The organism is Burkholderia stagnalis, from assembly GCF_039848545.1.
GTDB classification, from domain to species: Bacteria; Pseudomonadota; Gammaproteobacteria; order Burkholderiales; family Burkholderiaceae; genus Burkholderia; species Burkholderia stagnalis.
Genome location: NZ_CP156686.1, coordinates 1,307,823 through 1,329,406, shown reverse-complemented (window position 1 = coordinate 1,329,406; position 21,584 = coordinate 1,307,823). Strand labels below are relative to the sequence as shown.

18 protein-coding genes and 1 pseudogene are annotated in these 21,584 nt (G+C 66.5%); 13 read left to right on the top strand and 6 right to left on the bottom strand.

Annotated elements, in window-relative coordinates; translation table 11 throughout:
• Window positions 1–107: 107 nt before the first annotated feature.
• The 8 genes from ABFO07_RS22645 (at window position 108) to ABFO07_RS22610 (ending at window position 9,331) form a co-directional block, all read left to right on the top strand.
• Window positions 108–578 (top strand): universal stress protein, encoded by a 471-nt coding sequence (locus ABFO07_RS22645; protein WP_059566725.1) that lies wholly within the window; start codon window positions 108–110, stop codon window positions 576–578.
• A 193-nt stretch (window positions 579–771) separates the two neighbouring features.
• Complete coding sequence (locus ABFO07_RS22640; protein ID WP_059566726.1) at window positions 772–1,842, top strand: zinc ribbon domain-containing protein; 1,071 nt, start codon at window positions 772–774, stop codon at window positions 1,840–1,842.
• Between the two features lie 192 nt (window positions 1,843–2,034).
• Window positions 2,035–3,060: a VTT domain-containing protein gene (locus ABFO07_RS22635; RefSeq protein ID WP_059566727.1), complete on the top strand. Its 1,026-nt coding sequence runs from the start codon at window positions 2,035–2,037 to the stop codon at window positions 3,058–3,060.
• A 444-nt stretch (window positions 3,061–3,504) separates the two neighbouring features.
• Complete coding sequence (locus ABFO07_RS22630) at window positions 3,505–4,887, top strand: amino acid permease (protein WP_124490541.1); 1,383 nt, start codon at window positions 3,505–3,507, stop codon at window positions 4,885–4,887.
• Between the two features lie 210 nt (window positions 4,888–5,097).
• Entirely contained in the window at window positions 5,098–6,033 is a 936-nt protein-coding gene (locus tag ABFO07_RS22625) for a universal stress protein (RefSeq protein WP_059566729.1), read from the top strand.
• A 118-nt stretch (window positions 6,034–6,151) separates the two neighbouring features.
• The gene (locus ABFO07_RS22620; RefSeq protein ID WP_059807673.1) at window positions 6,152–6,802 is read left to right on the top strand and encodes a BON domain-containing protein; all 651 of its coding nucleotides are present in this window, start codon (window positions 6,152–6,154) and stop codon (window positions 6,800–6,802) included.
• A 402-nt stretch (window positions 6,803–7,204) separates the two neighbouring features.
• Entirely contained in the window at window positions 7,205–7,894 is a 690-nt protein-coding gene (locus ABFO07_RS22615; RefSeq protein ID WP_230941948.1) for an NUDIX hydrolase, read from the top strand.
• Window positions 7,895–7,936: 42 nt separating this feature from the next.
• Window positions 7,937–9,331 (top strand): MFS transporter, encoded by a 1,395-nt coding sequence (locus ABFO07_RS22610; protein WP_059566732.1) that lies wholly within the window; start codon window positions 7,937–7,939, stop codon window positions 9,329–9,331.
• A gap of 31 nt (window positions 9,332–9,362) precedes the next feature.
• Here the strand turns inward: ABFO07_RS22610 and ABFO07_RS22605 are convergent, their stop codons facing one another.
• The 4 genes from ABFO07_RS22605 to ABFO07_RS22590 form a co-directional block, all read right to left on the bottom strand.
• Window positions 9,363–10,343 carry an SDR family NAD(P)-dependent oxidoreductase gene (locus ABFO07_RS22605; RefSeq protein WP_059991016.1) on the bottom strand — a complete coding sequence of 327 codons (981 nt, stop codon included), beginning with the start codon at window positions 10,341–10,343 and terminating at the stop codon, window positions 9,363–9,365.
• 79 nt (window positions 10,344–10,422) lie between these two features.
• Window positions 10,423–11,346: a chlorinating enzyme gene (locus ABFO07_RS22600; RefSeq protein WP_347469597.1), complete on the bottom strand. Its 924-nt coding sequence runs from the start codon at window positions 11,344–11,346 to the stop codon at window positions 10,423–10,425.
• A 53-nt stretch (window positions 11,347–11,399) separates the two neighbouring features.
• A complete protein-coding gene (locus ABFO07_RS22595) occupies window positions 11,400–11,648 on the bottom strand; it encodes an acyl carrier protein (protein ID WP_347469596.1) in 249 nt (82 codons plus the stop codon).
• A gap of 2 nt (window positions 11,649–11,650) precedes the next feature.
• On the bottom strand, window positions 11,651–13,147 hold the full coding sequence (locus ABFO07_RS22590) for an amino acid adenylation domain-containing protein (protein WP_081059700.1): 1,497 nt from the start codon (window positions 13,145–13,147) through the stop codon (window positions 11,651–11,653).
• A 321-nt stretch (window positions 13,148–13,468) separates the two neighbouring features.
• Here ABFO07_RS22590 and ABFO07_RS22585 point away from each other — a divergent pair, with 321 nt between their 5' ends.
• Both ABFO07_RS22585 and ABFO07_RS22580 read left to right on the top strand, forming a co-directional pair.
• Entirely contained in the window at window positions 13,469–14,425 is a 957-nt protein-coding gene (locus ABFO07_RS22585) for a phytanoyl-CoA dioxygenase family protein (RefSeq protein WP_167361404.1), read from the top strand.
• A gap of 90 nt (window positions 14,426–14,515) precedes the next feature.
• Window positions 14,516–16,372 (top strand): FAD/NAD(P)-binding protein, encoded by a 1,857-nt coding sequence (locus ABFO07_RS22580; RefSeq protein WP_063888846.1) that lies wholly within the window; start codon window positions 14,516–14,518, stop codon window positions 16,370–16,372.
• 261 nt (window positions 16,373–16,633) lie between these two features.
• Here ABFO07_RS22580 and ABFO07_RS34790 read toward each other — a convergent pair.
• Window positions 16,634–16,858 (bottom strand): annotated as a pseudogene (locus ABFO07_RS34790) (hypothetical protein); the annotation flags it as partial.
• Window positions 16,859–17,541: 683 nt separating this feature from the next.
• Between ABFO07_RS34790 and ABFO07_RS22570 the strand changes: the two are divergent.
• From ABFO07_RS22570 to ABFO07_RS22560, 3 genes are all read left to right on the top strand, one after another.
• Window positions 17,542–17,832: a DUF3562 domain-containing protein gene (locus ABFO07_RS22570; protein ID WP_059807656.1), complete on the top strand. Its 291-nt coding sequence runs from the start codon at window positions 17,542–17,544 to the stop codon at window positions 17,830–17,832.
• Window positions 17,813–18,799, top strand: a complete 987-nt coding sequence (locus tag ABFO07_RS22565) for a zinc-dependent alcohol dehydrogenase family protein (protein ID WP_060027367.1) — start codon at window positions 17,813–17,815, stop codon at window positions 18,797–18,799. Before ABFO07_RS22570 ends, ABFO07_RS22565 begins: the two co-directional genes overlap by 20 nt.
• A 218-nt stretch (window positions 18,800–19,017) precedes the next feature.
• Window positions 19,018–20,817, top strand: coding sequence for a methyl-accepting chemotaxis protein (locus tag ABFO07_RS22560; protein ID WP_059566742.1), 1,800 nt, complete (start codon window positions 19,018–19,020; stop codon window positions 20,815–20,817).
• A gap of 236 nt (window positions 20,818–21,053) precedes the next feature.
• Here ABFO07_RS22560 and ABFO07_RS22555 read toward each other — a convergent pair whose 3' ends face one another.
• Window positions 21,054–21,320 (bottom strand): hypothetical protein, encoded by a 267-nt coding sequence (locus tag ABFO07_RS22555; protein ID WP_059910981.1) that lies wholly within the window; start codon window positions 21,318–21,320, stop codon window positions 21,054–21,056.
• Window positions 21,321–21,584: the final 264 nt, after the last annotated feature.

Genomic DNA, 21,584 nt, shown 5'->3' with positions numbered 1-21,584 from the left:
GACTGAATGGGTGGCCGGTGCGGCCGATTCGCGTGCGTGATGTGGGCGCGAACGGGCCGGCGCCGGCCAGCGGATTCGAAACGGATTTCCTATGGGAGGGTCGGACCATGTACAAGCGGATTTTCGTGGCGCTCGACGACAGCCCCAGCGCGCGTCTGGCGCTGGATGAGGCGATCAGGATCGCGTCCGCGTCCGGCGGCGCGATTACCTGCGCGTATGTCGTCGAGCACAAGCAGCAGCTCGTGGACGTCGACGCGAGTTTCGCGGATACACGCGACGTCGAGCCGACGTCGGCCGAAGCCGTGACCGCCGTGCTCGATGGCGCGAAGGCCACGCTCGACGCGAGCCGCGTGCCGGGCACGGTGCGCGCGCTCGACGCGTACGGCGAGGACATCGCGGCGGTGCTGATGCGCACGGCGGCTGAAGCCGACGCCGACTTGATCGTGATGGGCACGAGCGGGCGGCACGGGCTGCGCCGGCTGCTCGCCGGCAGTGTCGCGGAATCGCTGCTGCGCTCCGCGGACCGGCCGGTGCTGATGGTGCGGCACAACGAGCAGGTCGCGACGCCGCCCGCGTAAGCGGCGGCCCGCAGGCGAGCGTAGTCAAGCCACGGCGACGCGGCGCGCGCCGCCGTGGCCGCACGTTTTCTGCACGCCCTTCACCGCGCCGCGCGGAAGTTGCGCCGCGCCGCGCACATCTGGCAGCATCCTCCCCGTAGCCCCTCCCGTTCACCGCCGGGCGCGCAGCCGGCGCTCATGGAACCCAACCAACATGACAATATCGACAAAGGGACTGCGACTGGCCGAGGTGTGGTTCCAGCGCGCGCTATGGATCATCGCCGTGGTGTTCGCCGGCTTCCTGATCGGGCTCGGCGGGCTGATCGTCGGCGATCTGCCGCGCGTCGAGGTGTCGCTCGACCGCGAGGCGTTCATCGACCGGCAGGCGGCCGTGCCGCTGCGCCAGACGCTCACCAAGCTGCAGGCCGACCTGAACGCGAACCGCGACGCGACCGAGCAGGCGTCGCTGCTGCTGACGGCCGCCGAGCAGGACACGCGGCAGGCGCGCGAAGCGTTCCGCGCGGAGATCGCGACCCGCCATGCGACCGAGCGTGCCGAGCAGGATCCGGCCGTGATCGCGCATGCCCGTGCGCTCGAGGCGGCGACGCAGCGCGAGCGCGATGCGCAGGCCCGCATCGGTGCGCTGAGGCAAGCCGCGCAGGGGCTTGAACGGGAGCAGGGCGCCGCGCGGCTCGCGCTCGCCAAACTCGAAACCGACGCGGACCGTAGGCTCGACGCGGCGCAGCGCAAGCAGGAACTGCGCGTGTTCGGCATCCGGCTGCTGTTCACGCTGCCGCTGCTGCTGGCCGCCGGCTGGCTGTTCGCGAAGAAGCGCGGCAGCCGCTACTGGCCGTTTGTATGGGGCTTCATTTTCTTCGCGCTGTACGGGTTCTTCGTCGAGCTGGTGCCGTATCTGCCGAGCTACGGCGGCTACGTGCGCTATATCGTCGGCATCGTGCTGACGGTGGCGGTCGGGCAGTACGCGATCCGCGCGCTGTCGCGCTACCTCGAACAGAAGCGCCGCGAGGAGCAGCAGCCCGACGTGTCGCGGCGCGAGGCGATCGATTTCGTGACCGCGTATGCGCGCATCGCGAAGAAGGTGTGCCCCGGCTGCGAGCGGCCGCTCGACACCGCCGATCCGAACGCGAATTTCTGCCCGCACTGCGGGATCTGCGTGTTCAACGCCTGCGGGCAGTGCCGCACGCGCAAGAACGCGTTCAGCCGGTTCTGCCCGTCGTGCGGCACGTCCGCGGGCCCGTCGGGGCCGTCCGCGCCTGCTGCGTGACGCATCGCGGGCGGCCGCACGCGGGCGGCAAAACCCGCGCGGCGCGCAAGGCTGCGCCGCGCGGCGTTCATCAAACCCGTTTAGAATGCCGTTCATGCCGTTCCAGCTGCGGAAGTGCCGCGGCAGTCGTTGCACCGCCGGTCGCTGGCCGGCTTAGCCGATTCGGCCCGCATGTCATCCAGGAGCGCCGCCGTGTGGCACTTTCCCGTTGCGATTCCGTCATCGCTCGGCCCGTGGGCCGTGTTCGCGAGCGTGCTGATCACGCAGCTCGGCGTGCCCGTGCCGGCCGTGCCGATGCTGATCCTCGGCGGCACGATGGCGGCGATGGGGCAGGCGTCGTACGTGAGCATGTTCGTGGCGGCCGTCGGCGCGACGATGCTGGCCGATTCGCTGTGGTTCTTCATGGGCCGCACCCGCGGCCGGCGCCTGATCAACGCGCTGGTGCGCTTCTCGCTGTCGCTCGACACGACGCTGCGCTTCGCGCGCAACGTGTTCGAACGCCACGGCGCGCCGCTGCTCGTGCTCGCCAAGTTCCTGCCGGGTCTCGGCCTCGTGTCCGCGCCGCTGCTCGGCACGACGGCGATCGGCGTCGGCGTGTTCCTGCTGTGGGACCTGGCCGGCGCTTCGCTGTGGGCCGGGTTCTGGCTCATCGGCGGCGCGGCGATTCACGACCAGATCGTCCAGTTCGTGCTGTGGGTGCGCTCGAGCGGCGGGACGATCCTCGACGCATTCCTCGCGATCTTCATCACGTTCCTGCTGTACCGCTGGGTGCGCCGCGTGCAGTTCCGGCGCTGGCTCGCGCAGATGCGCATCTCGCCGCCGCAGCTCGCCGAGATGATGACGTCGGACGAGCCGCCGCTGATCTTCGACGCGCGGCCGCGCGGGGTGCGCGAACGCGAGCCTTACCGGATCGCCGGCGCGGTACCGCTGGATCTCGATTCGCCGGAGCTGCTCGATCCCGAGCTGCTGAAGCGGCCGATCGTCGTCTATTGCGTGTGCCCGAACGAGGCGACCGCGAAGCGCATCGTCGCGCAGTTGCAGCGCAAGCAGATGGCGCATCACATCAAGGCGCTGAAGGGCGGCCTCGACGCATGGGAAAAGCACGGCTACCCGGTCGAGCCGATGCCCGCCGACGTGGATGCGTCGCGCTATTTCGTGCGGCACGAGCACGACGCGACGCAAGGCGAGTACACGGTGCGCGCGACGCTGTCCAAATGACCCGCGCGCATCCGCGCGCGCCGGCCGTTTAAATCATCATCCTGTCATTCATGATCGCGCCTTCCGGCAAGAATCGACTGGCGCGAATCCTCTGATCATTCATATAATCGCGCCTGCATATTGCGTGCGCGTGATCGCGCACATACGACGCGCGGCACGCCGCGCCGAACGCGATTGAATTCCCGTTGAACGCGCGGGCAGGCGCGCTGCGCCTGACGCACCGCTCGTTACCCGGCAGTGCGGGGGCCGTTTCCCGGATTATTCCGGAATCGCTCGATAATCCGCGGCCATTCCGAACGGTTTCGCGCAATATCGGTTTCATTGCCGATGGGGAAACCGGCGGCGGGGATCATTTCGTTTTCGGCAGCCGTATACGGCACCGACCTGTCGCGCAATGACCTTGACACAATGACGGCAGCCGCGCGCGGCCGCCTGGAGACGCACTTGAGACAAGAAGAAGACCAGCTGCACCGCCGGCTGGAAGAACGGCACATCAACCTGATGGCGCTCGGCGCGACGATCGGCGTCGGCCTGTTCCTCGGCTCGGCTTCCGCGATCCGCACCGCCGGCCCCGCGATTCTGCTGACCTATCTGCTGGGCGGCATCGTGATTTTCCTGATCATGCGCGCGCTCGGCGAAATGGCGATCACCAACCCGGTCGCCGGCGCCTTCAGCCGCTATGCGCGCGACTACCTCGGCCCGTTTGCCGGCTACGTGACCGGCTGGACCTACTGGTTCGTGTGGATCGTCACCTGCATGGCGGAGGTGACGGGCGTCGCGGTCTACATGCACGTCTGGTTCCCCGACGTGCCGAACTGGATCTGGGCGCTGCTCGGGCTCACGGCGATGGGCGCGGTGAACTTCGTCGCGGTGAAGCTGTACGGCGAGTTCGAGTTCTGGTTCGCGCTGATCAAGATCGTCACGATCGTGCTGATGATCATCGGCGGCGGCCTGATGATCACGCTCGGTCTCGGCAACGGCGGCGTCGCGACCGGCATCTCGAACCTGTGGGTGAACGGCGGCTTCATGCCGAACGGCTGGACGGGCGTGATCGGCGCGCTGCCGATCGTGATGTTCGCGTATCTCGGCGTCGAGATGCTCGGCTTGACCGCTGGCGAGGCGCGCAATCCGGAGAAATCGCTGTCGAAGGCCGTGAACTCGGTGTTCTGGCGCGTGCTGATCTTCTACATCGGCGCGCTGTTCGTGATCATGTCGATCTACCCGTGGAATCAGATCGGCACGCAGGGCAGCCCGTTCGTGATGACGTTCTCGCGGCTCGGCATCCCGGCCGCCGCCGGCATCATCAACTTCGTCGTGCTGACGGCCGCGCTGTCGTCGTGCAACAGCGGCCTGTTCAGCACCGCGCGGATGCTCTACAACCTCGCGCAGCAGGGCCAGGCGCCGCGCGTGCTCGGGCGCGTGAGCCGCAGCGGCGTGCCGGTGTACGGCGTGAGCGTGTCGGTCGCGCTGCTGCTGGTCGGCGTGCTGCTCAACTACCTGGCGCCGCAGCACGTGTTCGTGTGGCTCACGTCGGTGTCGACGTTCGGCGCGATCTGGACGTGGTGCGTGATCCTGATCGCGCAGCTGCGCTTCCGCCGCACGCTGTCGGCGGACCAGATCGCGCGCCTGCCGATCCGCGCGCCGTTCTTTCCGCTCGGCTCGTACGTCGCGCTTGCGTTCCTCGCGCTCGTGGTCGTGCTGATGGCGTTCACGCCCGATACGCGCGTCGCGCTCGTGATCGGGCCGCTGTGGATCGTGCTGCTCGGCATCGCGTACGCGGTGTTCTACGCGAACCGTCCGGCCGTATCGGCGCCGACGAAGTCGTAAGCGTGGCCGGCCGCGGCCCGCGGCTTGATTTCGATCATGCACGGGCGGGCCGGACGTTCTATGCTGTCGGCATCGCTTGTCCGCGCTTCGCGCGGCTGCCAGCCGATCCCGCGGCCAGGCATGCGGCGGCCGGACCGCCGCGCACCGCACCCGTGCGAAGCTCCGGCGTCGTCCGCCACGGACGACGCGCACGTACGGAGTGCCTTCGCCATGCAGCCTGCCCAGTCCGTCCCGTCACCGTCGCGGATCGCGCTTGCCGTCGATCCGACGCCCGAATCGCTGCGCGCCGCGCAGTACACGCGCGCGCTGCTGCGCCCCGGCATGCAGTTGCGCGTGGTCAGCGTGATCGACAATCCGCGCCTGCTGCTGCCCGACATCCCGCGCATCGATGCATTGCTCACGTCCGCCCGCAAGGAAATGACGGACGACGCGCAGGCCGTGCTCGACCGGATCATGCCAATGTTCGCCGACAGCGGCGCGGACGTCGAGCACGGCATCGTCGACGCGTCGGTCGCGGGCGGCACGATCGCCGGTGCGCTGGTCGGCGACACGGCCGCGTGGCAGGCCGATGCGCTCGTGGTCGGCGCGAGCGGGCATCACGGCCTGCTGCGGCTGGTCGAAGGCGCGGTGTCGGACACGCTGACGCGGCGCGCGCGCTGCGCGCTGCTGATCGTGCCGGCGAGCTACGAGCGGCCGATCGAAGGGCCGCCGCAGCGGATGATGTTCGCGGTCGACGGCAGCGAGCCGTCGCTGCACGCGGTGCAGACCGGCATGGCGTTCGCGACGCCGAGCACGCTGCTGTATGCGGCCTACGTCGTCGATCGCGCGATTCGTCTGACGGACATCGTGCCGGTGCGCGCGCTCGAGGATGCGTACCGCGCGGAGGGCGAGGTGGCCCTGGCGCGGGTCGACGCGCTGTTCCAGGCCTGCGCGAATCCGACCAAGCGCGGCTTGATCGAAACGCTCGCGACGAGCGACGACGTCGCGCACGCGCTGATGCGCGAGGCCGTGCGCTGGGACGCGGAGATGCTGGTGGTCGGCACGCATGGCCGGCGCGGGCTGGCCGCGCTGCTGATCGGCAGCGTCGCGCGCCGCGTCGCGCACCTCGCGCAGGTGCCGGTGCTGCTCGTGCGCGGCGCGGATTGAGCGTGGCCCAAGGGCGGCGGATCGGCGCGCGCATTGACCTGCGTCCGACATCGCCGCCGGGCCGTGTGAAAAGCGGGTATTCCGTGCGTCCCGGCGCGCGGCTGCTCGGGAGCAAGCGATGAAGACCGACAGGCAGGTGAAGCAGGACGTCGAGGAGGAACTCGCGTGGGATCCGGCGGTCGACTCGACGCGCATCGGCGTCGAGGTCGAGGACCGGGTCGTCACGCTGTCCGGCCGGCCGTCGAGTTTCGCGGAGAAGGTTGCCGCCGAGCACGCCGCGCATCGCGTGGCGGGCGTGCGCGCCGTCGTCGTCGACCTGGCCGTGCAGCTGCCGCACGAAAACCGCCATACCGACGAAGATGTCGCGAAGGCGGTGCGCGCGGTGCTGCACTGGACGGAAGGCCTGCGCGACGACGCGCTCCACGTGCAGGTCGAGAAGGGCTGGGTCACGCTGACCGGCAAGGTCGACTGGGGCTATCAGCGGCTGCGCGCGCTGCGTGCGGTATCGGAGATGCGCGGGATCACCGGCGTGTCCGATGCGCTCGAGGTGGGCGGCGACGTCGTGGCCGGCGACATCGGCACGACGATCCGCAAGGCGATGCAGCGCCACGCGGAGCGCGAGGCGAGCCGGATCGAGGTGCTCGTGCAGGACGGCACGGTGACGCTCAACGGCAAGGTCGATTCATATGCGGAACGCGAGGTCGCGCGCGGCGCCGCATGGTCCGCGCCCGGCGTGCGCGCGGTGATCGACAACCTGGTGGTCGAATAGGCGCATGCCGTCGGCCCCGACAGAACTCTCTGGCACGAGGGTAGGCTGCCGTCAGGCTGCCTTGGAGGACGGGCGGGGGTGGGTCATACCCCGCCCGCTTTCCTGGCGCGGTGCGCTGGCTGAGCCATTTGATCGCATTCGCAAGTGAATGCCGATTCGGCCGAATAATGGGCACGGTAAATCGGCATGAGTTTATCGGCGGATTCATAGCGGATCGGCTTTCCGGATCGGTTATCCGCGACTGAGCGGGCATGCTTTAAAATTTAAGCAAACCAAATCCCCGTTTGACCGAAAACGAACATATACTCAAACGGTTTTTGCGGCGAAGACGCCGTTCCAGAGCAGGATTTCCCGATTCAGTGTCACTCGAAGCGCGTAGGCCCAGGCATGCCGGAGGAAGACATGGGAAGCGACAGAATTATCTTGGAGACCCACGGTGCGTTCGCCAAGGCGCACCCGGATATCGACGCGCAGCAGGTCGCGCTGGAATCGATCGTACGCGGCGTGGAAGGCTTTCGGATTCCCGCGTCGACGGATTGGCCCGCGGCGAAGCTGCTCCTTGCGGACAACGATGGCCAGTGGAAATTCTCCGCCGTGCTGGTGGCGATCGTGGCGCGGCGCGAGCCGACGATCTTGCTGACCAAGCGCTCGTCGGGGCTCAGCGAATATTCGTCGCACGTCAGTTTTCCCGGCGGCCGTCCGGCGGAATCCGACGATACGGTCGGCGCGACGGCATTGCGGGAAGCTTTCGAGGAAATATGCCTTGAACCCGGCGCGGTCCAGGTTATCGGCAGCTTGCCGATTCACAAAACGAGAAAGCGCAATCACGCCATTTTCCCGGTTATCGGTATTGTGTCGGATACGGCCCGCTGGGAAGCCGCACCGGCCGAAGTCGAGGAAATATTCGAGTTTCCGTTTGCCACGCTGCTGAATCCGGACCTGCCGCGGCAGTATGTCGAAGGAGAGCGCACGGGGTCCTGGTATTGGGCGGATCAGCAATACGACATCTGGGGTGTCACCGCGGTGATATTGAAATCGCTCGCAGGCCTGGCGCTCGACGCCGCGCACGGCGAGCGTCTGCGTCACGGCTAGATTCGCGCATTCGACCTCTCCTCCATCGAGCACAATCACTTCATGCAGATTGCAGAAGAATTCAGCGAAGAAGGGTTCGAAATACCTCGGCGCTATTTTGCCGCAGTCGCGATTCTGGTCGGCGTGTTCATGTCGGCCCTCGATAGCGCCATCGTCAATATCGCACTGCCCACCATCTCGACCGACCTGGGCGTCAGCGCGGCCTCGGTCATCTGGGTCGCGAACGGGTACCAGGTGGCCAGCGCGGCGATCATGCTGACCTGTGCGTCGCTCGGCTCGAGAATCGGCGAACGACGCTTTTACACGGCCGGGCTCGTGTTGTTCACGCTGTCGTCCCTGGGGTGCGGGCTCGCGACCACCTTCAGTGCGCTGGTGGCGATGCGGATCGTCCAGGGCATCAGCTACGCGATACTGATCAGCGTCGGCTACGGTCTCTATCGCGTGATCTTTCCGCCGCGCGCACTGGGAACGGTCTTCGGCCTCAATGCACTGGTGTTCGCCGTGGGAACGGCCCTCGGCCCCGCACTCGGCGGGCTGATCGTCTCGTACGCATCGTGGCCCTGGCTGTTCTACATCAACATTCCGCTCGGGATAGCGGCCACCGCGTTCTCGGTGCTCGCGCTGGGCAAGGACACGCACAAGGAACGCGGCTTCGACGTGCTCGGCGCGGTGACGTCGGCCGCGGCATTCGGCCTGTTTGCGCTCGCCGTCGATCAAATCGGCCGGTGGAGCGATCGCACCGTCTTTCTGCTTGCCGCCGCATCGGCGGCGCTGTTGTGTGCATTCGGCATCGGTCAGACCCGGGCCAGGTATCCGCTTCTGCCCCTGGATATCTTTCAATCGCGCCGCTACACATTCGCGGTGCTGACGTCCGTCACGATGTTCGTTTCACAAGGCATGGCCCTGGTTGCGCTGCCGTTCGTGCTGCAGCACACCTATTCGTACAGTGCGTTGAAATCCGCGCTGATCTTTACGCCATGGCCGATCACGGTCGCACTGTGCGCGCCGTTTGCCGGGAGACTGACGAATCGCCTGAATGCGACCCAGGTGTCGAGCATCGGCGTATTGATCTTTTGCGTGGGGCTCGGCTCGCTCGCGTTGCTGCCGGCGCATCCGCAGGCGGGCGACTTCCTGTGGCGCGTCGCGCTTTGCGGAATGGGGTACGGTTTCTTCCTGCCGCCCAACAACAAGGAAATGTTCGCCAACGCGGCAAGGAACAGGACCGCCACCGCGTCCGGCGTGCTGTCGACGGCAAGAACGACCGGCCAATCGATCGGCGCCGCGCTGGTCGCCGTGGTGATCGCACTGGTGGGCGGCGCAAGCGGAAGCGCGGACGGGCAATTCTCCGTGTACGTGTTTGCGCTGGCCTGCGCGATCGCCGCGCTCTCGTTTCTCGCCAGCATGGCGCGCGTGTACAGGCGGCGCGATTCGGCGTGACGCGTATGCGTCGTGTTCGCGGCGCCGGCGCTCAGTCCGGCGCGGGCACGCGTTCAGGCGCCCTGTGCCGGCGGGTGGCCAGTGACGCGAGCAGCTGAACGAGGCGCCTGCTGCGCGGCGCGCCGAGATGCTTGCTGAAGAACTGGCCGACCGTCCTGGGGCGGTCATGACTGGCCGATTCCATCGCGGCCCGTACACATGCGCCCATGTCCGGATAGGCCGAATAGGAAAAGTTGTCGGTATCGCCCACGAACACGTGGGTCAGGTTCGTGTTGCATACGCTGAACATTTCCCCGTTGCACGCGTTCGGCCCGCATATCCATTCGATGAACGGCCAAAGGCCCGCGTGGGAGCACACGTCCGCGAGATCACGCTCTTCCTGCTGTGACGGAACACGCCACTCGACCCGGTTCCACTGCGAATCGAGCGCGGCAGGGAACAGCGCGTTGACGGCAATGCCGCACCGTGCGCCGGGCGTGGCCATCATCTTCGTCAGCCCGATGATGCCGGATTTCGCGATCCCGAACGGGAGAAGGCCGTGCTCGTCGAACGAGCTGAAGAGATGGCCCGAGCAAAAGTTGAGGATACGGCCATAGCGTTGCGCGGCCATGTGCGGCCACGCTGCGATCGACAGGTTGTACGGGCCGTGCAGGTGGGTGCCCAGCGCCTCTCGCAGATCGGCGTCGGTCAACGAATCGATCGGCCGCTGCAGCGTCGCGGGGCGGTTGCCCGCATTGTTGACGAGGACATCGAGGCGCCCGTGCCGGCGAATGGCCTCGCGAACCACGTCGGCACATGCACCGGGGTCCGAAACATCGGCCTGAATCCACGCGACGTCGAAACCCTGCCGACCGAGGCGGGCCGCGGCCTCGGCTCCGCGCGCCGACCGCGAAACGCTCAGTACGCGGGCGCCTTCCCGCGCCATCTTCTCGACCACGCTGGCCCCGATGCCTTCCGACCCGCCCGTTACAAGAATCACTTGATCCGCGAACCCTGCCCCTGGCTTGTGCATGTCCTCACTCGGCTTCCGAATGGTGCGCAAAAAGGCACGCGCCGGCGCATGGCGGCGCGTGCCGCGTGTCGACGGGCGTTTATTGACCGCTGCCGGTGCCTGCACGGGCCGCGGCTGGCCGGAATCGGTAACCGGTGTTGGTCGAGTGGCGCGTCCGGTTGTGCTGGAACGTGTCCTTGCCCGACACGTGCACGACGCCGTACTGGCCGAGGTCGAAGAACCCGCCGTGCTCGACGAACGTATCCTGTCCCGGATAGACGAGCACGTCAGGCGACACGTATCGCGTCGTAAATGCAAAACGCGTCTTGTTCTTCGTGATGTTCGGATGCGAACCGTGGACGCACTTGGCCATGAACATGACGGACTCGCCGGGTTTCATCTCCATGGAGCAGGCCTCGGATTCATCGGGCGCCCAGTCGGGATCGACCTTGAACTCCGAGAAGTTGTAGCCGAAGAAGGCTGTTTCGTCGGCCGATATCGGATCGTAGCGCTGGTTTCGTCCGGTCGTCGGCTCGATCGACTCGTCGAAATATTTCGTCCGGTGCGAGCCGGGCAGGAACTTCATGCAGCCGTTGTCGATCGTCGACTCGGTGAAAGCGGTCCAGACGGTCAGCTCGAACGGGACGTCGCCCGGCTGCCCGTCGACGGGCTGCAGTTGCGGCGACCCGGTGGTGTACTGGAACCGCTCGACCTGGTGCCACTCGGTGCCCTTGGCGCCGGGGAATTTCGGAAAATACTCGGATCTCCAGCACAGCAGGTCATCGCCCAGAATTGCCCGCGCGTGGGAAATGATCACTTCATTCTCGACGTGGGCCGCCAGCTCGTCGATGTCGAAATGGCGATCGTAATTGCAGCTGTTCTGGAAAATCGCCCGGCTCATGTCCTGGCTCTGGCGTCGAATCGACGCGAGCATCGATTTTGCGGTGTCCGGTGGATACACGACAAACGGGCCGTAGAATCCATCGCGAAAAAATCTTTCCCGAACTTCTTTGGCATCTACCATGTTTTGAATCTCCTGGATCCGCAGTAGGCGAGAGGTTGCGGCGGCGACGGTCGTTACCGCGGGCGGCCGACGAATGCGCAGAGGGCGGCGATCGTCTGATGATCGAATATCGCGTCGGCAGGGATGTTCACGCCGAATTCCTTTTCTATTTCGATGGCCAGTTCCGTTATCAGCAGCGAATGGCCGCCGACGTCGAAAAAGCTGTCGGTCGGCCCGAACTCGTCGTGATCGAGCATGCGGCGCCAGATGGCATGCATGCGCTCGGTTGCGTCGGCAAGCAAGGGGGCAGTGAGGTCGGTCATGTTCAATTTTCGTGAGCAAGGGTCATTAAACGGGAGATATCGGCTTTACCGCTGGAAGTGACTGGCATGGCCGGAACCGCGAAGATCCGGCTCGGCATCATGAACATCGGCAGAACCCTGCGTAATGCCTCGCGGAAGGCGAGCGGCTTGAAATCCGTTTCATCGCGCGGCACGACGAAAAGATAGAGGAACGTCTTTCCGGATTCGGAGGTATGAAGCGCGGCGGCGGATGCGGCGACGAGCAGCGTCTCATTCGCCACTCGCTCGATCTCTTCGAGTTCGATTCGGTAGCCATTGAACTTGACTTGCCGGTCGAGGCGGCCCTTGCAGAACAGGAAACCCGATTCGTCGAGATAGCCGATATCGCCGGTGCGATAAGCCCGTTTCCCGTCAAGCTCGATGAACACGTTCGCATTCAATTCCGGCCGATTGTGGTACCCGCGAGAAACCGCGTTTCCGACGATACAGATCTCACCGGTTTCTCCGTTATTTACCTCGCGGCCGTTCGAATCGATGATGGCGATCCCGCTGCCCGCCATGGGCTGGCCGACGCAGGCCGGCGGCGTATCGGGCGTCTTGCGGACGATGGTCGTATAAATCGTCGCTTCCGTGGCGCCGTACGCATCGAAGAAATGCGTCACGGGAGACCAGGTTTTCACGTTCTGCGAACCGCATTTTTCGCCCGCCGAGACGACATAGCGAAGCGCCGGATATGCGCCTGCCGGCAGCAGCGACAACATGGACGGCGTCATCAGCACATGGCTGACGGCATGCGCGTCGAGCGCCGCACCGAGCTTTCGTCCGTCGACGATGGTGTCGCGATCGAGCATGACGAGGGTCGCGCCATGGCACAGCGCCATGAACAGTTCCCAGATCGACATATCGAACGAGATCGACGCAATCGACGCAAAGCGACTCGCGCCGGTGACCGCCAGCGTCGCACCCTGGACGGCAATGAAATCGGCCAATGCGGCTGATTCGATCGGCACGCCTTTCGGGCGGCCCGTCGTGCCGGACGTATAGATCGTGTAGGCGGCGCGCAATTCGTCCGGAAAATCAGGCGCATTGCCCGGCGGGAGCGTGCGCGTATCCAGGAGAATCGGAACGTCGACAGGCGTGCACATATCGAAATTGATGGCGGCCGCCACCGCACCGGAATCGGCAATCATATGGCGCTTGCGTTCCGGCGGATAATCCGGGTCGATCGGCAGGAATGCGTTGCCGGAAAGCAGGCAGCCGATTACCGCCTCGATATACGAGCATTCCTTGCGCATTGAAAGCGCGACGATTGCATTCGGGCCGATGCCGGCATTCTGTAAAGCCGCGGAGAAAGTCCGGCCGCTTGAAAATATATCGTAATAACTATATGACCCACGGGCATCGATTACGGCGGTCTTTTCAGGATTCAGCTCCGCGATGCGACAGAGCTTCTGAAGCAATGGATCCGCGAGACGGCGGGATCCTGGACTGGATTGCCGATGTGATGCCTCCAGCAGCATGGTGAATACTCCTTACTCGCTTTTTCGGGTTGATTCAAGGTAAATCAACGCTATATAAAACTGCGAACCAGAGCTTTACGGCGAATGAGCGATTCAACGGAGAATAGGGCGAAGCGAGCGCTAATGTCAAACCTGATCGTCACGTTCCTCTCTTCGATCTATCCCTATTTTCAATAACTCGATTTGGCTAATTTATCGTGAAACGGGATGCGCGAAAATTCAAGTGAAATTTCTTACAGGTTGCCCGGTCAATATCGTTGCCTTCATAGTGTTCCGAGTCTGATTCAAGAGGCGCTTTCGCAAAGGCCGCATGTTGTCTTCGTGAAAGCGCGTTTTAAATACCGCCGGGCGATCGGGCGCAATCATGCCCGGCTGCATCACTCCCGCCGTTATGAAACCGTCATCAAGAGAAGCTTCCCACGGAGAGATCTTATGGAACTGACCCAGGCCCAGATTGGAAGATATGAGGACGACGGGCTGCTGATCGTCGACGACGATTTCACGCGGGAGGAGATGGCGCTTTTGAAACACGAGGCCATGCGCGAGCTGGGAGAGGATCGAGTGGGGCTGGTCGCCGAAGACGGAACCGAGCGCCCGCGCGCGGTCAACGGTTCTCATCTGCGCAACCCGGTGTTCTCGGAATTGATCCGCGTGCCGCAATTGATCCGGCCGGCCGAGCAGCTGTTGGGGAGCCGGGTGTACGTTCACCAGTTCAAGATCAATGCGAAGCTGGCTTTCATCGGCGAGCGCTGGGAGTGGCATCAGGACTTCACGTTCTGGCGCGATGCCGACCAGATGCAGGCGCCGCGCGCGGTGACGGCGTGCATCACGCTCGACGACATCTACGAATTCAACGGGCCGCTGATGTTCATCCCGGGCTCGCACCGTGGGGGCGAGTATCCGGTCGAAGTGCGCGACAACGGCGGCGACGACTGGCAGCAGTATTTCGGCGCGGAGATGAAGTACAAGGCCAATCGCAAGCTGATTGCCGAACTCGCGGACGCGCACGGCGTCACGGTGCCGAAACTCAAGCGCGGCTCGGTGATGTTCTTCCATCCGAACGTCTATCACGCGTCGTCCGCGAACATGTCGCCTTACGACCGGACCATGCTCTACATCACGTACAACAGCGTCGAGAATGTGCTGCCCCCGTCGGCGCGGCCGAGGCCGGAATTCATCGCGGCGAGGGATTTCACGCCCGTTGCCGAGGGCACGCGACGCCTGCTGGACGTCGGCGATGCGCCGCGCGGCCATGCGTCGCTCTCGGGCAGCAACTGACGCGGGTCTGCCCGCGGGTTGACGCCGGGCGCGCAACACCATGCCGGCGTTGCGCGGAATTCTGGGCCACAGTGCACCAAGGAGTGCCATATGGCGAGTTTGCGGCTTGCGATCGTCGGCGGCGGACCACGCGCCTTGTCTATATTGGAGCGGCTGCTGGAATATCGGGAAAGCATTCCCGACCACGTCCGCCTGGAGGTCGTGGTGATCGACCCGGGCGATCTCGGCGAGGGGGCGCACTCCGCGGCGCAGGCCGGGCATCTGATGATCAATACGCTCGCGGCGCAGATCACGATGTATCCGCCGGTGAGCGCGGTCGGCGGCGACGCGAAGCCGTCGTTCCTGCATTGGGCCGAGCGCCAGGGATACCGGCGTTTCGCGGATGGGTATCAGATCGAGGTCGCGCCTGGCGGCGAGCAGCTGACCGAGCGCCACCATTTGCCGCGCAGCCTGCTCGGAAAGTATCTCGCCGCATTCGGGCGCGAGGTGCTGGCGGCGCTTCCGGCCAATATCGCGGTCCGTCACGTTCGCGCCAGGGCGATCGACATTCGACCGGCTGCGGGCGGCTACGCGATCGACCTGGATCGCGCCGACGCGATCGCCGCGCAGTTCGTCGTGCTCGCGACGGGGCACGGCACGCGGGCGTCCGACGACGAGGACAGGAAGCTGGCGGCATTCGCACTGGCCGGGCGTTCGTTCAATCCGCACCTCGCCTATGTCGCAGCGCCGTATCCGGTGGAAAAGCTCGATGCGATCGATGCGGGCGCGCGCGTCGCGGTGCGGGGGCTGGGGCTGACGGCCCACGACGTCGTGTCGGCGCTGACCATCGGCCGTGGCGGCACGTATCGCACGGCGGGCGATCGGCTGGTTTACGTGCCGTCGGGACACGAGCCGAGGATTTGGCTCGGGTCGCGCCACACGCTGCCTTTCGCGGCGCGCGGCGTCAATCAGAAGGGGCAGAAAGGGCAGTACGCGTGCCGGTTCTACACGCCGCAGGCGGCCGACGAATTGCGCAGGCGCGCCATTGCGGCAGGGCGTTCCGGCATCGACTTCTCGCGGGAAGTCCTTCCGCTGATCGTCAAGGAAATGGCCCTGGCCTATCGCATCGCCGAAGGCGGTGCGGAAGTCGATCCGGCCGGGTTCGAACCGACGGCGGAGGAAGTGCGGATCGTTCACGCCATCCTGTGGCCGATACGCGAGCGTACGTTCGAGCGGCCGGATGCGTTTCGGCAATGGTTCATCGACGCGATGAAGCGAGATCTCCAGGAAGCGTACCGGGGCAACTGCGCGAGCGGGTACAAGGCCGCGACCGACGTGCTGCGCGACGCGCGTGACGCGTTGCGCGCCACGGTGGAATTCAACGGCATGTCGGCGGAGTCGCACCGATACTTCATCGAGGAATTCAACCCGATCATCAACCGGATTTCGTTCGGGCCGCCGCTACGGCGCAACGAGGAATGGCTCGCGCTGTTCGAGGCCGGCATCCTTCAGGTGGCGGGCGGCTCTCGCACGCGCGTCGAAACCGGCGACGACTGGACGTACCGGGTGTGTGTCGAGCATGAAGCCTACGAGGAGCGCACGGCTGTCGACGTGGTCATCGCGGCCCGATCGGACCGATACTCGCCGCTCACCGATTCGTCGACGCTGTCGGCCAGCCTGCTGAAGCGCGGGATGATCCGGCCGCTGATGAACGGCGACTATCACCCGGGCGGGATCGACATCGCCGAAGACTTGCGCGTCAAGGATCGCGGCGGCGTGCCGCATTCGCGGATGTGGGCGACGGGATTCGTGGTGGAGGGCGCGCATTACTACACCAACGTGTTGCCGAGATCCGGCATCTTGTCGAGGCAAACGGTCGACGCGGAAATCGTCGTACAAGGCCTGTGCAGCGAATTGACGACCGCGGGCCAGCGCCAGCCGGAAGACCTGCAACCGATCGGAGAATGAGCGGGCGAGCGTCGCCCGTGCCGGCGAGGCGCTGAAGCGGTGCGCCTCTTGGCGCACCAGCCGCGTAGGCGCTCAGGACGCGCAGCCCGGCCGCGCGCTGCGCCGCTGACGCCCGCCGTGGCGCGCGTGCGCATGGTGGCGCACGGCCTCGAGCGGGCAGGCTCGGCAGGGCGAGAAGCGCCTGCCGTGGTGCACGCGCGCGCGGCTGCGTCGCGTCGCATGCCGGGGCGCCGGCGGTGCGGCTGCCTCGCGCGTGGCCTGCTGGCGCAGCGCCGCGGCAAACCGTTGCAGCGCGGCCACCGACCCGGCGATGCTCTGGTACTTCTCCCGGCCGATCTGCCCGTCGAGCGTGACGAGCAGCCCGGCCTGGCGTGCGAGCGCGAGCAGCGCCTCCAGATCGTCGCGCGACGCGGCGTCGGATGCCGGCTTGGGTTCGGCATTCGTGCGCCGTTGCCCGTTGCCGTTCGAAAACGTGCCAGATGACATGAGTGGTCTCCTCCGCCTGACCCGCGTGCCGGCTCGGCGGCCGGCTGGGCGATGGCCCGGCATGAACGGTCTGTCCATGGCATCAGTATCGTGTGGGGAATGTTCGCTTCCAATCAGGGCACGCTGAAGTCGGCGTCAGGAAATCCGCCGCGCCATAGGAATTTCCTGACACGCGCGCGGCCGATCGACGGCCGCGCGCGGTGTGGCGGGGCGCGGCGCGCACGGCATGCGACGCTCGTTGTTTACCCGAAGCGGGCCGTCGCCCGATGCCTGCGCATACCTGCGGCATCGCTGCATGGCGGCGGGAAGCGCGGCGCCGGCCGGTCGTTTTTCAACGAACGATACAAAGGTCGAGCGGCTTGACGATGCGTGTCGTCCGGTCTACTTTGGCTGTTACGCCGACCGCTGATGCATGTCCATGACGTGCCAGCGCGTCGGCGCCGCGCTTTCGGGGTAAGTGCGTCTTTCATCGAATTGCCCGTGCGGCGCAAGTCCGCACCAGCCCGGCCGCTGCCGATTCTTCTCGGGTCGCGACGCCCGATGCCCGATGCCCGTGCATCGTGCCGCGTCGTTGACGCAGCGCAAGGGCGCGGCGATGCAGCATCCGTCGCATCGCCTGTCTGTCTATACGCTGCCAATAGATCCCTCTCTCTCTGCTTGCCTCGACTGTAAGGAGTCCGTCGATGTCCCGGGATAATTTGCTGGAATCCCTCAAGGAATTCGCCGCGCAGCGCGCGATCAGCGAAGACCAGTTGCGCACGATGATCGACGACGAGGTGCGCGTGCTGGCCGCCGATGCCCGCGTGCACGACTACGTTCACGTATTTGCGATCCGTCACCTGCGCGACCGGATGCGCAAGCTCGACGAGCAGGCCGCGCAGGCCGCGCAGGCCGATCACGGCCGGCAGGCGGACAACGCGCCGCCCGGCCACACATCCACGGAGCCCACCCGGCATGCGAGCCAGCGTCTATGACGGCCATTCGCCGCACCTGACGCTGCGCGAGCTGCCCGATCCGTCGCCGGGGCCGGGCCAGCTTCTGATCGACGTCCGCGCGTGCGGCGTCTGCCGCACCGATCTGCACGTGGTCGACGGCGACCTGCGCGCGCCGAAGCGCCCGGTGATTCCCGGCCACGAGATCGTCGGCACCGTCGCGTCGCTGGGCCCAGGCACGAGCGGCTTCGCGATCGGCGAGCGCGTCGGCGTGCCGTGGCTCGGCCATACCTGCGGCCATTGCGCGTTCTGCGCGAGCGGCCGCGAGAACCTGTGCGACACGCCGGGCTTCACCGGCTATACGCTCGACGGCGGCTATGCGGAACGCACGGTCGCCGATGCACGCTTCTGCCTGCGCCTGCCGCCGGGCTACGACGACGTCCAGGCCGCGCCGCTGCTGTGCGCGGGGCTGATCGGCTATCGCGCGTTGACGCTGGCCGGTGACGCGCGGCGCCTCGGCCTGTACGGATTCGGCGCGGCCGCGCACATCGTCGCGCAGGTCGCGCGGCATCAGGGCCGCCGCGTGTACGCGTTCACGCGGCCGGGCGACACCGTCGCGCAGCAGCTCGCGTTGCGCCTGGGCGCATGCTGGGCCGGCGGCAGCGACGAGCCGGCGCCGGAGCCGCTCGACGCGGCGCTGATCTTCGCGCCGGTCGGCGCGCTCGTGCCGCTCGCGCTCGGCGCGGTGGAGAAGGGCGGCACCGTCGTCTGCGCCGGTATTCACATGACGGATATCCCGTCGTTCCCGTATGCGCTGCTGTGGGAGGAGCGACGGCTGCTGTCGGTCGCGAACCTGACCCGCGCGGACGGCGACGCGTTCATGGCGCTGGCGGGGCGGATCCCGCTCGACATCGAGACGACGCGCTACCCGCTCGCCGATGCGAACCGGGCGCTCGACGACCTGCGCGCCGGACGCGTGTCGGGCGCGGCCGTGCTGACGATGGTCTGACGTTGTGCTGACGATGTTCTGACAATGTGCTGACGGCGTTGCATCGCCGCGCCGGGCCGTGCCCGGCCGCTCGATGCGCGGCAGCTCGGGCCCCGATTTGCGCGGGTGCCGTCAATGCATCAATCTTGTGCACGCGCCCCTCAAGAAAGCGCCGGATGCGCCGTTTACACGGGGAATTCATCCATCTTGCGTTCGCGCTCCCCACCAGAGTCGTTGCCATGTTCTCGTCCATCCGCGCACGGATTATTGCCGTGAGTGTCGCCATCGTCACGTTTGCGCTCGTCGCGAGCGCCCTGATCAACGCCATCGTCGCGAAGACGTACAGCGATGGCGATATCGACAGCAGCCTGTCGTCCACGTCGAGCCTGTACGCGAGCGCGATCGGCGAGTGGGTCGCATCGAAATCGAAGATGATCGACTCGCTGCAGGACGCGACCCTGTCGCCCGACGCGATGCCGGCGCTCAAGCAGATCGCCGCGGCCGGCGGCTTCATCAACGTCTACGTCGGCTACGCGGACAAGGCGTTCAAGTTCACCGACCCGACCGGCATCCCGGCCGACTACGACCCGACCGGGCGGCCGTGGTTCAAGCAGGCCGCGCAGGCCGGCAAGCCGGTCGTCACGCCGCCTTACATCGATGCGGGCACGGGCAAGCTGGTGGTCACGTTCGCGGCGCCCGTGGTGCGCGACGGCGTGCTCAAGGCGGTCGTGGCGGCGGACGTCGCGATGGATACGGTGATCGCGAACGTCAAGGCGATCCATCCGACGCCGGCCAGCTTCGGCATGCTGATCGACAGCGCGGGCCATATCGTCGCGCATGCCGACCCGAAGCTCACGCTCAAGCCCGTGGCCGAGGTGTCGGCCGATCTCGGCGGCGTCAGCCCGGCCTCGATCGCGTCGGGCAGCGCGCCCCTCGAGGTGAACGCCGCCGGCGCGCACAAGCTCGTCCGTGGGCAGCCGGTGCCCGGCACCGACTGGTTCGTGCTCGTCGCGCTCGACAAGAGCGAAGCGACCGCGGCGATGCGTTCGTTCCTGGTCACGGCGGTCGTCACGCTCGTCGTCATCATCGCGCTGGCGGCGCTGATCATCGGCGCGGTCACCGCGACCGCGTTCCGCCGCCTGTCGCAGGTGCGCGACGCGATGGCCGCGATCGGTTCCGGTGACGGCGACCTGACGCAGCGCCTGCCCGACGAAGGCCGCGACGAAGTGGCGGACATCGCCCGCTCGTTCAACAGCTTCGTGAACAAGCTGCAGCAGGTGATGCAGCAGATCCGCGACGCGAGCGAATCGGTGCGCACGGCGGCCAACGAGATCGCGGCCGGCAACCAGGACTTGTCGTCGCGCACCGAGGCTGCGGCCGCGAGCCTCGAGGAAACGGCCGCGTCGATGGAGGAAATCACTGCGACCGTCGGCCAGTCGGCCGCGGCGGCGGGCCAGGCCGACGAACGGGCGGCTGCCGCGTCGAAGATCGCGTCGCACGGCGGCGTGGTCGTGTCGGACGTGGTTTCGACGATGGAGAAGATCGAGGAAGCGTCGGGCCGGATCGGCGACATCATCGGCGTGATCGACGGCATCGCGTTCCAGACCAACATCCTCGCGCTGAACGCGGCCGTCGAGGCGGCGCGCGCGGGCGAGCAGGGCCGCGGCTTCGCGGTGGTCGCGCAGGAAGTGCGCAGCCTCGCGCAGCGCAGCGCGCAGGCCGCGCGCGAGGTGAAGGTGCTGGTCGAATCGACGGTTGCGAGCGTCGAGGCCGGGTCCGGGCAGGTGCGCCAGGCCGGCGAGACGATGAGCGAGATCGTCACCAACGTCGCGAACGTGACGACGATCATCTCCGAGATCACCCACGCGGCGAACGAGCAGACCCGCGGGATTCAGGAAGTCAACCGCGCGGTCACGCAGCTCGACGAGATGGTGCAGCAGAACGCGGCGCTGGTCGAACAGTCGACGGCCGCGGCATCGGCGCTGCAGACGCAGGCGCACCAGCTCGCGGCGACGGTCGGTCAGTTCAAGGTCGCCTGACGCGGCGGCGGGGGCCGAGCCGTCGAAATCTTGCGGCATCGGTTGTCGTGCGGGGCCGTATGCGGCCAGCCCCGCGAATGAACTTTCAAGATCAGGGGAACGTGCGTTGCCGGCCGCATTGCGGCGTCGCGCGTCGCTTGTTTGGCTCGGCCAAACGGCGTTCCTTGCTTCTTGCACGCGCCCTGAAGGAAGTCCCCTTGGGGGACGACCGGCAACGCGCGTTCGCAAGCCCGCTACTAGCGTGAACGGGCCTGGCCGCGGTGGTCCGGTTTCGACGGCGTGGCCGGTGTGTGCTTGCCGCGCTCGCCGGACGGCTTTGCCGGATCGATCCGGGTGCCGCCGCCGATCGCGGGCGGATCGCTCGCGGGAAACGTTTCTTCCAGCCCTTCGTCGATGCGTTCTTCCGTCTTGTCTGGCGGCGGCTTGCGTTGCGACGCAAGCACGCGGGATGGGCCGGCGGCCGATGCGCGCGCAGCGCGGCTGCCGGTGGCGTGGACGGTCATGGTCGAACCTCCTTCGGTCGGGCGAGTGCGTATCGGCAAGCCGCGTTCCCGATGCGGATGAACGCGGCTCGCGATGAAGGCATCCACAGAAAGTCTACGTTACGCCGCGCGCACCTGCCGCGGCGATTGACGTTCGCCGTCGCGGGGCGGGCGCATGGATGCAGCGGGCGCTAGGCGCGCACGCGCGCGTCGCGTAGGATGTTCGTTAATTCAGCGCACGCTGCATTTGTACCGCGCGCGTTTCGCCGGTACGGCACGCGGTGT

Excerpts from the sequence above, each read along its gene's own strand:
- ABFO07_RS22645 (WP_059566725.1), top strand. The coding sequence starts at position 108 with ATGTACAAGCGGATTTTCGTGGCGCTCGACGACAGCCCCAGCGCGCGT.
- ABFO07_RS22640 (WP_059566726.1), top strand. The coding sequence starts at position 772 with ATGACAATATCGACAAAGGGACTGCGACTGGCCGAGGTGTGGTTCCAG.
- ABFO07_RS22625 (WP_059566729.1), top strand. The coding sequence starts at position 5,098 with ATGCAGCCTGCCCAGTCCGTCCCGTCACCGTCGCGGATCGCGCTTGCC.
- ABFO07_RS22620 (WP_059807673.1), top strand. The coding sequence starts at position 6,152 with ATGAAGACCGACAGGCAGGTGAAGCAGGACGTCGAGGAGGAACTCGCG.
- ABFO07_RS22615 (WP_230941948.1), top strand. The coding sequence starts at position 7,205 with ATGGGAAGCGACAGAATTATCTTGGAGACCCACGGTGCGTTCGCCAAG.
- ABFO07_RS22610 (WP_059566732.1), top strand. The coding sequence starts at position 7,937 with ATGCAGATTGCAGAAGAATTCAGCGAAGAAGGGTTCGAAATACCTCGG.
- ABFO07_RS22605 (WP_059991016.1), bottom strand. The coding sequence starts at position 10,343 with ATGCACAAGCCAGGGGCAGGGTTCGCGGATCAAGTGATTCTTGTAACG.
- ABFO07_RS22600 (WP_347469597.1), bottom strand. The coding sequence starts at position 11,346 with ATGGTAGATGCCAAAGAAGTTCGGGAAAGATTTTTTCGCGATGGATTC.
- ABFO07_RS22595 (WP_347469596.1), bottom strand. The coding sequence starts at position 11,648 with ATGACCGACCTCACTGCCCCCTTGCTTGCCGACGCAACCGAGCGCATG.
- ABFO07_RS22590 (WP_081059700.1), bottom strand. The coding sequence starts at position 13,147 with ATGCTGCTGGAGGCATCACATCGGCAATCCAGTCCAGGATCCCGCCGT.
- ABFO07_RS22580 (WP_063888846.1), top strand. The coding sequence starts at position 14,516 with ATGGCGAGTTTGCGGCTTGCGATCGTCGGCGGCGGACCACGCGCCTTG.
- ABFO07_RS22570 (WP_059807656.1), top strand. The coding sequence starts at position 17,542 with ATGTCCCGGGATAATTTGCTGGAATCCCTCAAGGAATTCGCCGCGCAG.
- ABFO07_RS22565 (WP_060027367.1), top strand. The coding sequence starts at position 17,813 with ATGCGAGCCAGCGTCTATGACGGCCATTCGCCGCACCTGACGCTGCGC.
- ABFO07_RS22560 (WP_059566742.1), top strand. The coding sequence starts at position 19,018 with ATGTTCTCGTCCATCCGCGCACGGATTATTGCCGTGAGTGTCGCCATC.
- ABFO07_RS22555 (WP_059910981.1), bottom strand. The coding sequence starts at position 21,320 with ATGACCGTCCACGCCACCGGCAGCCGCGCTGCGCGCGCATCGGCCGCC.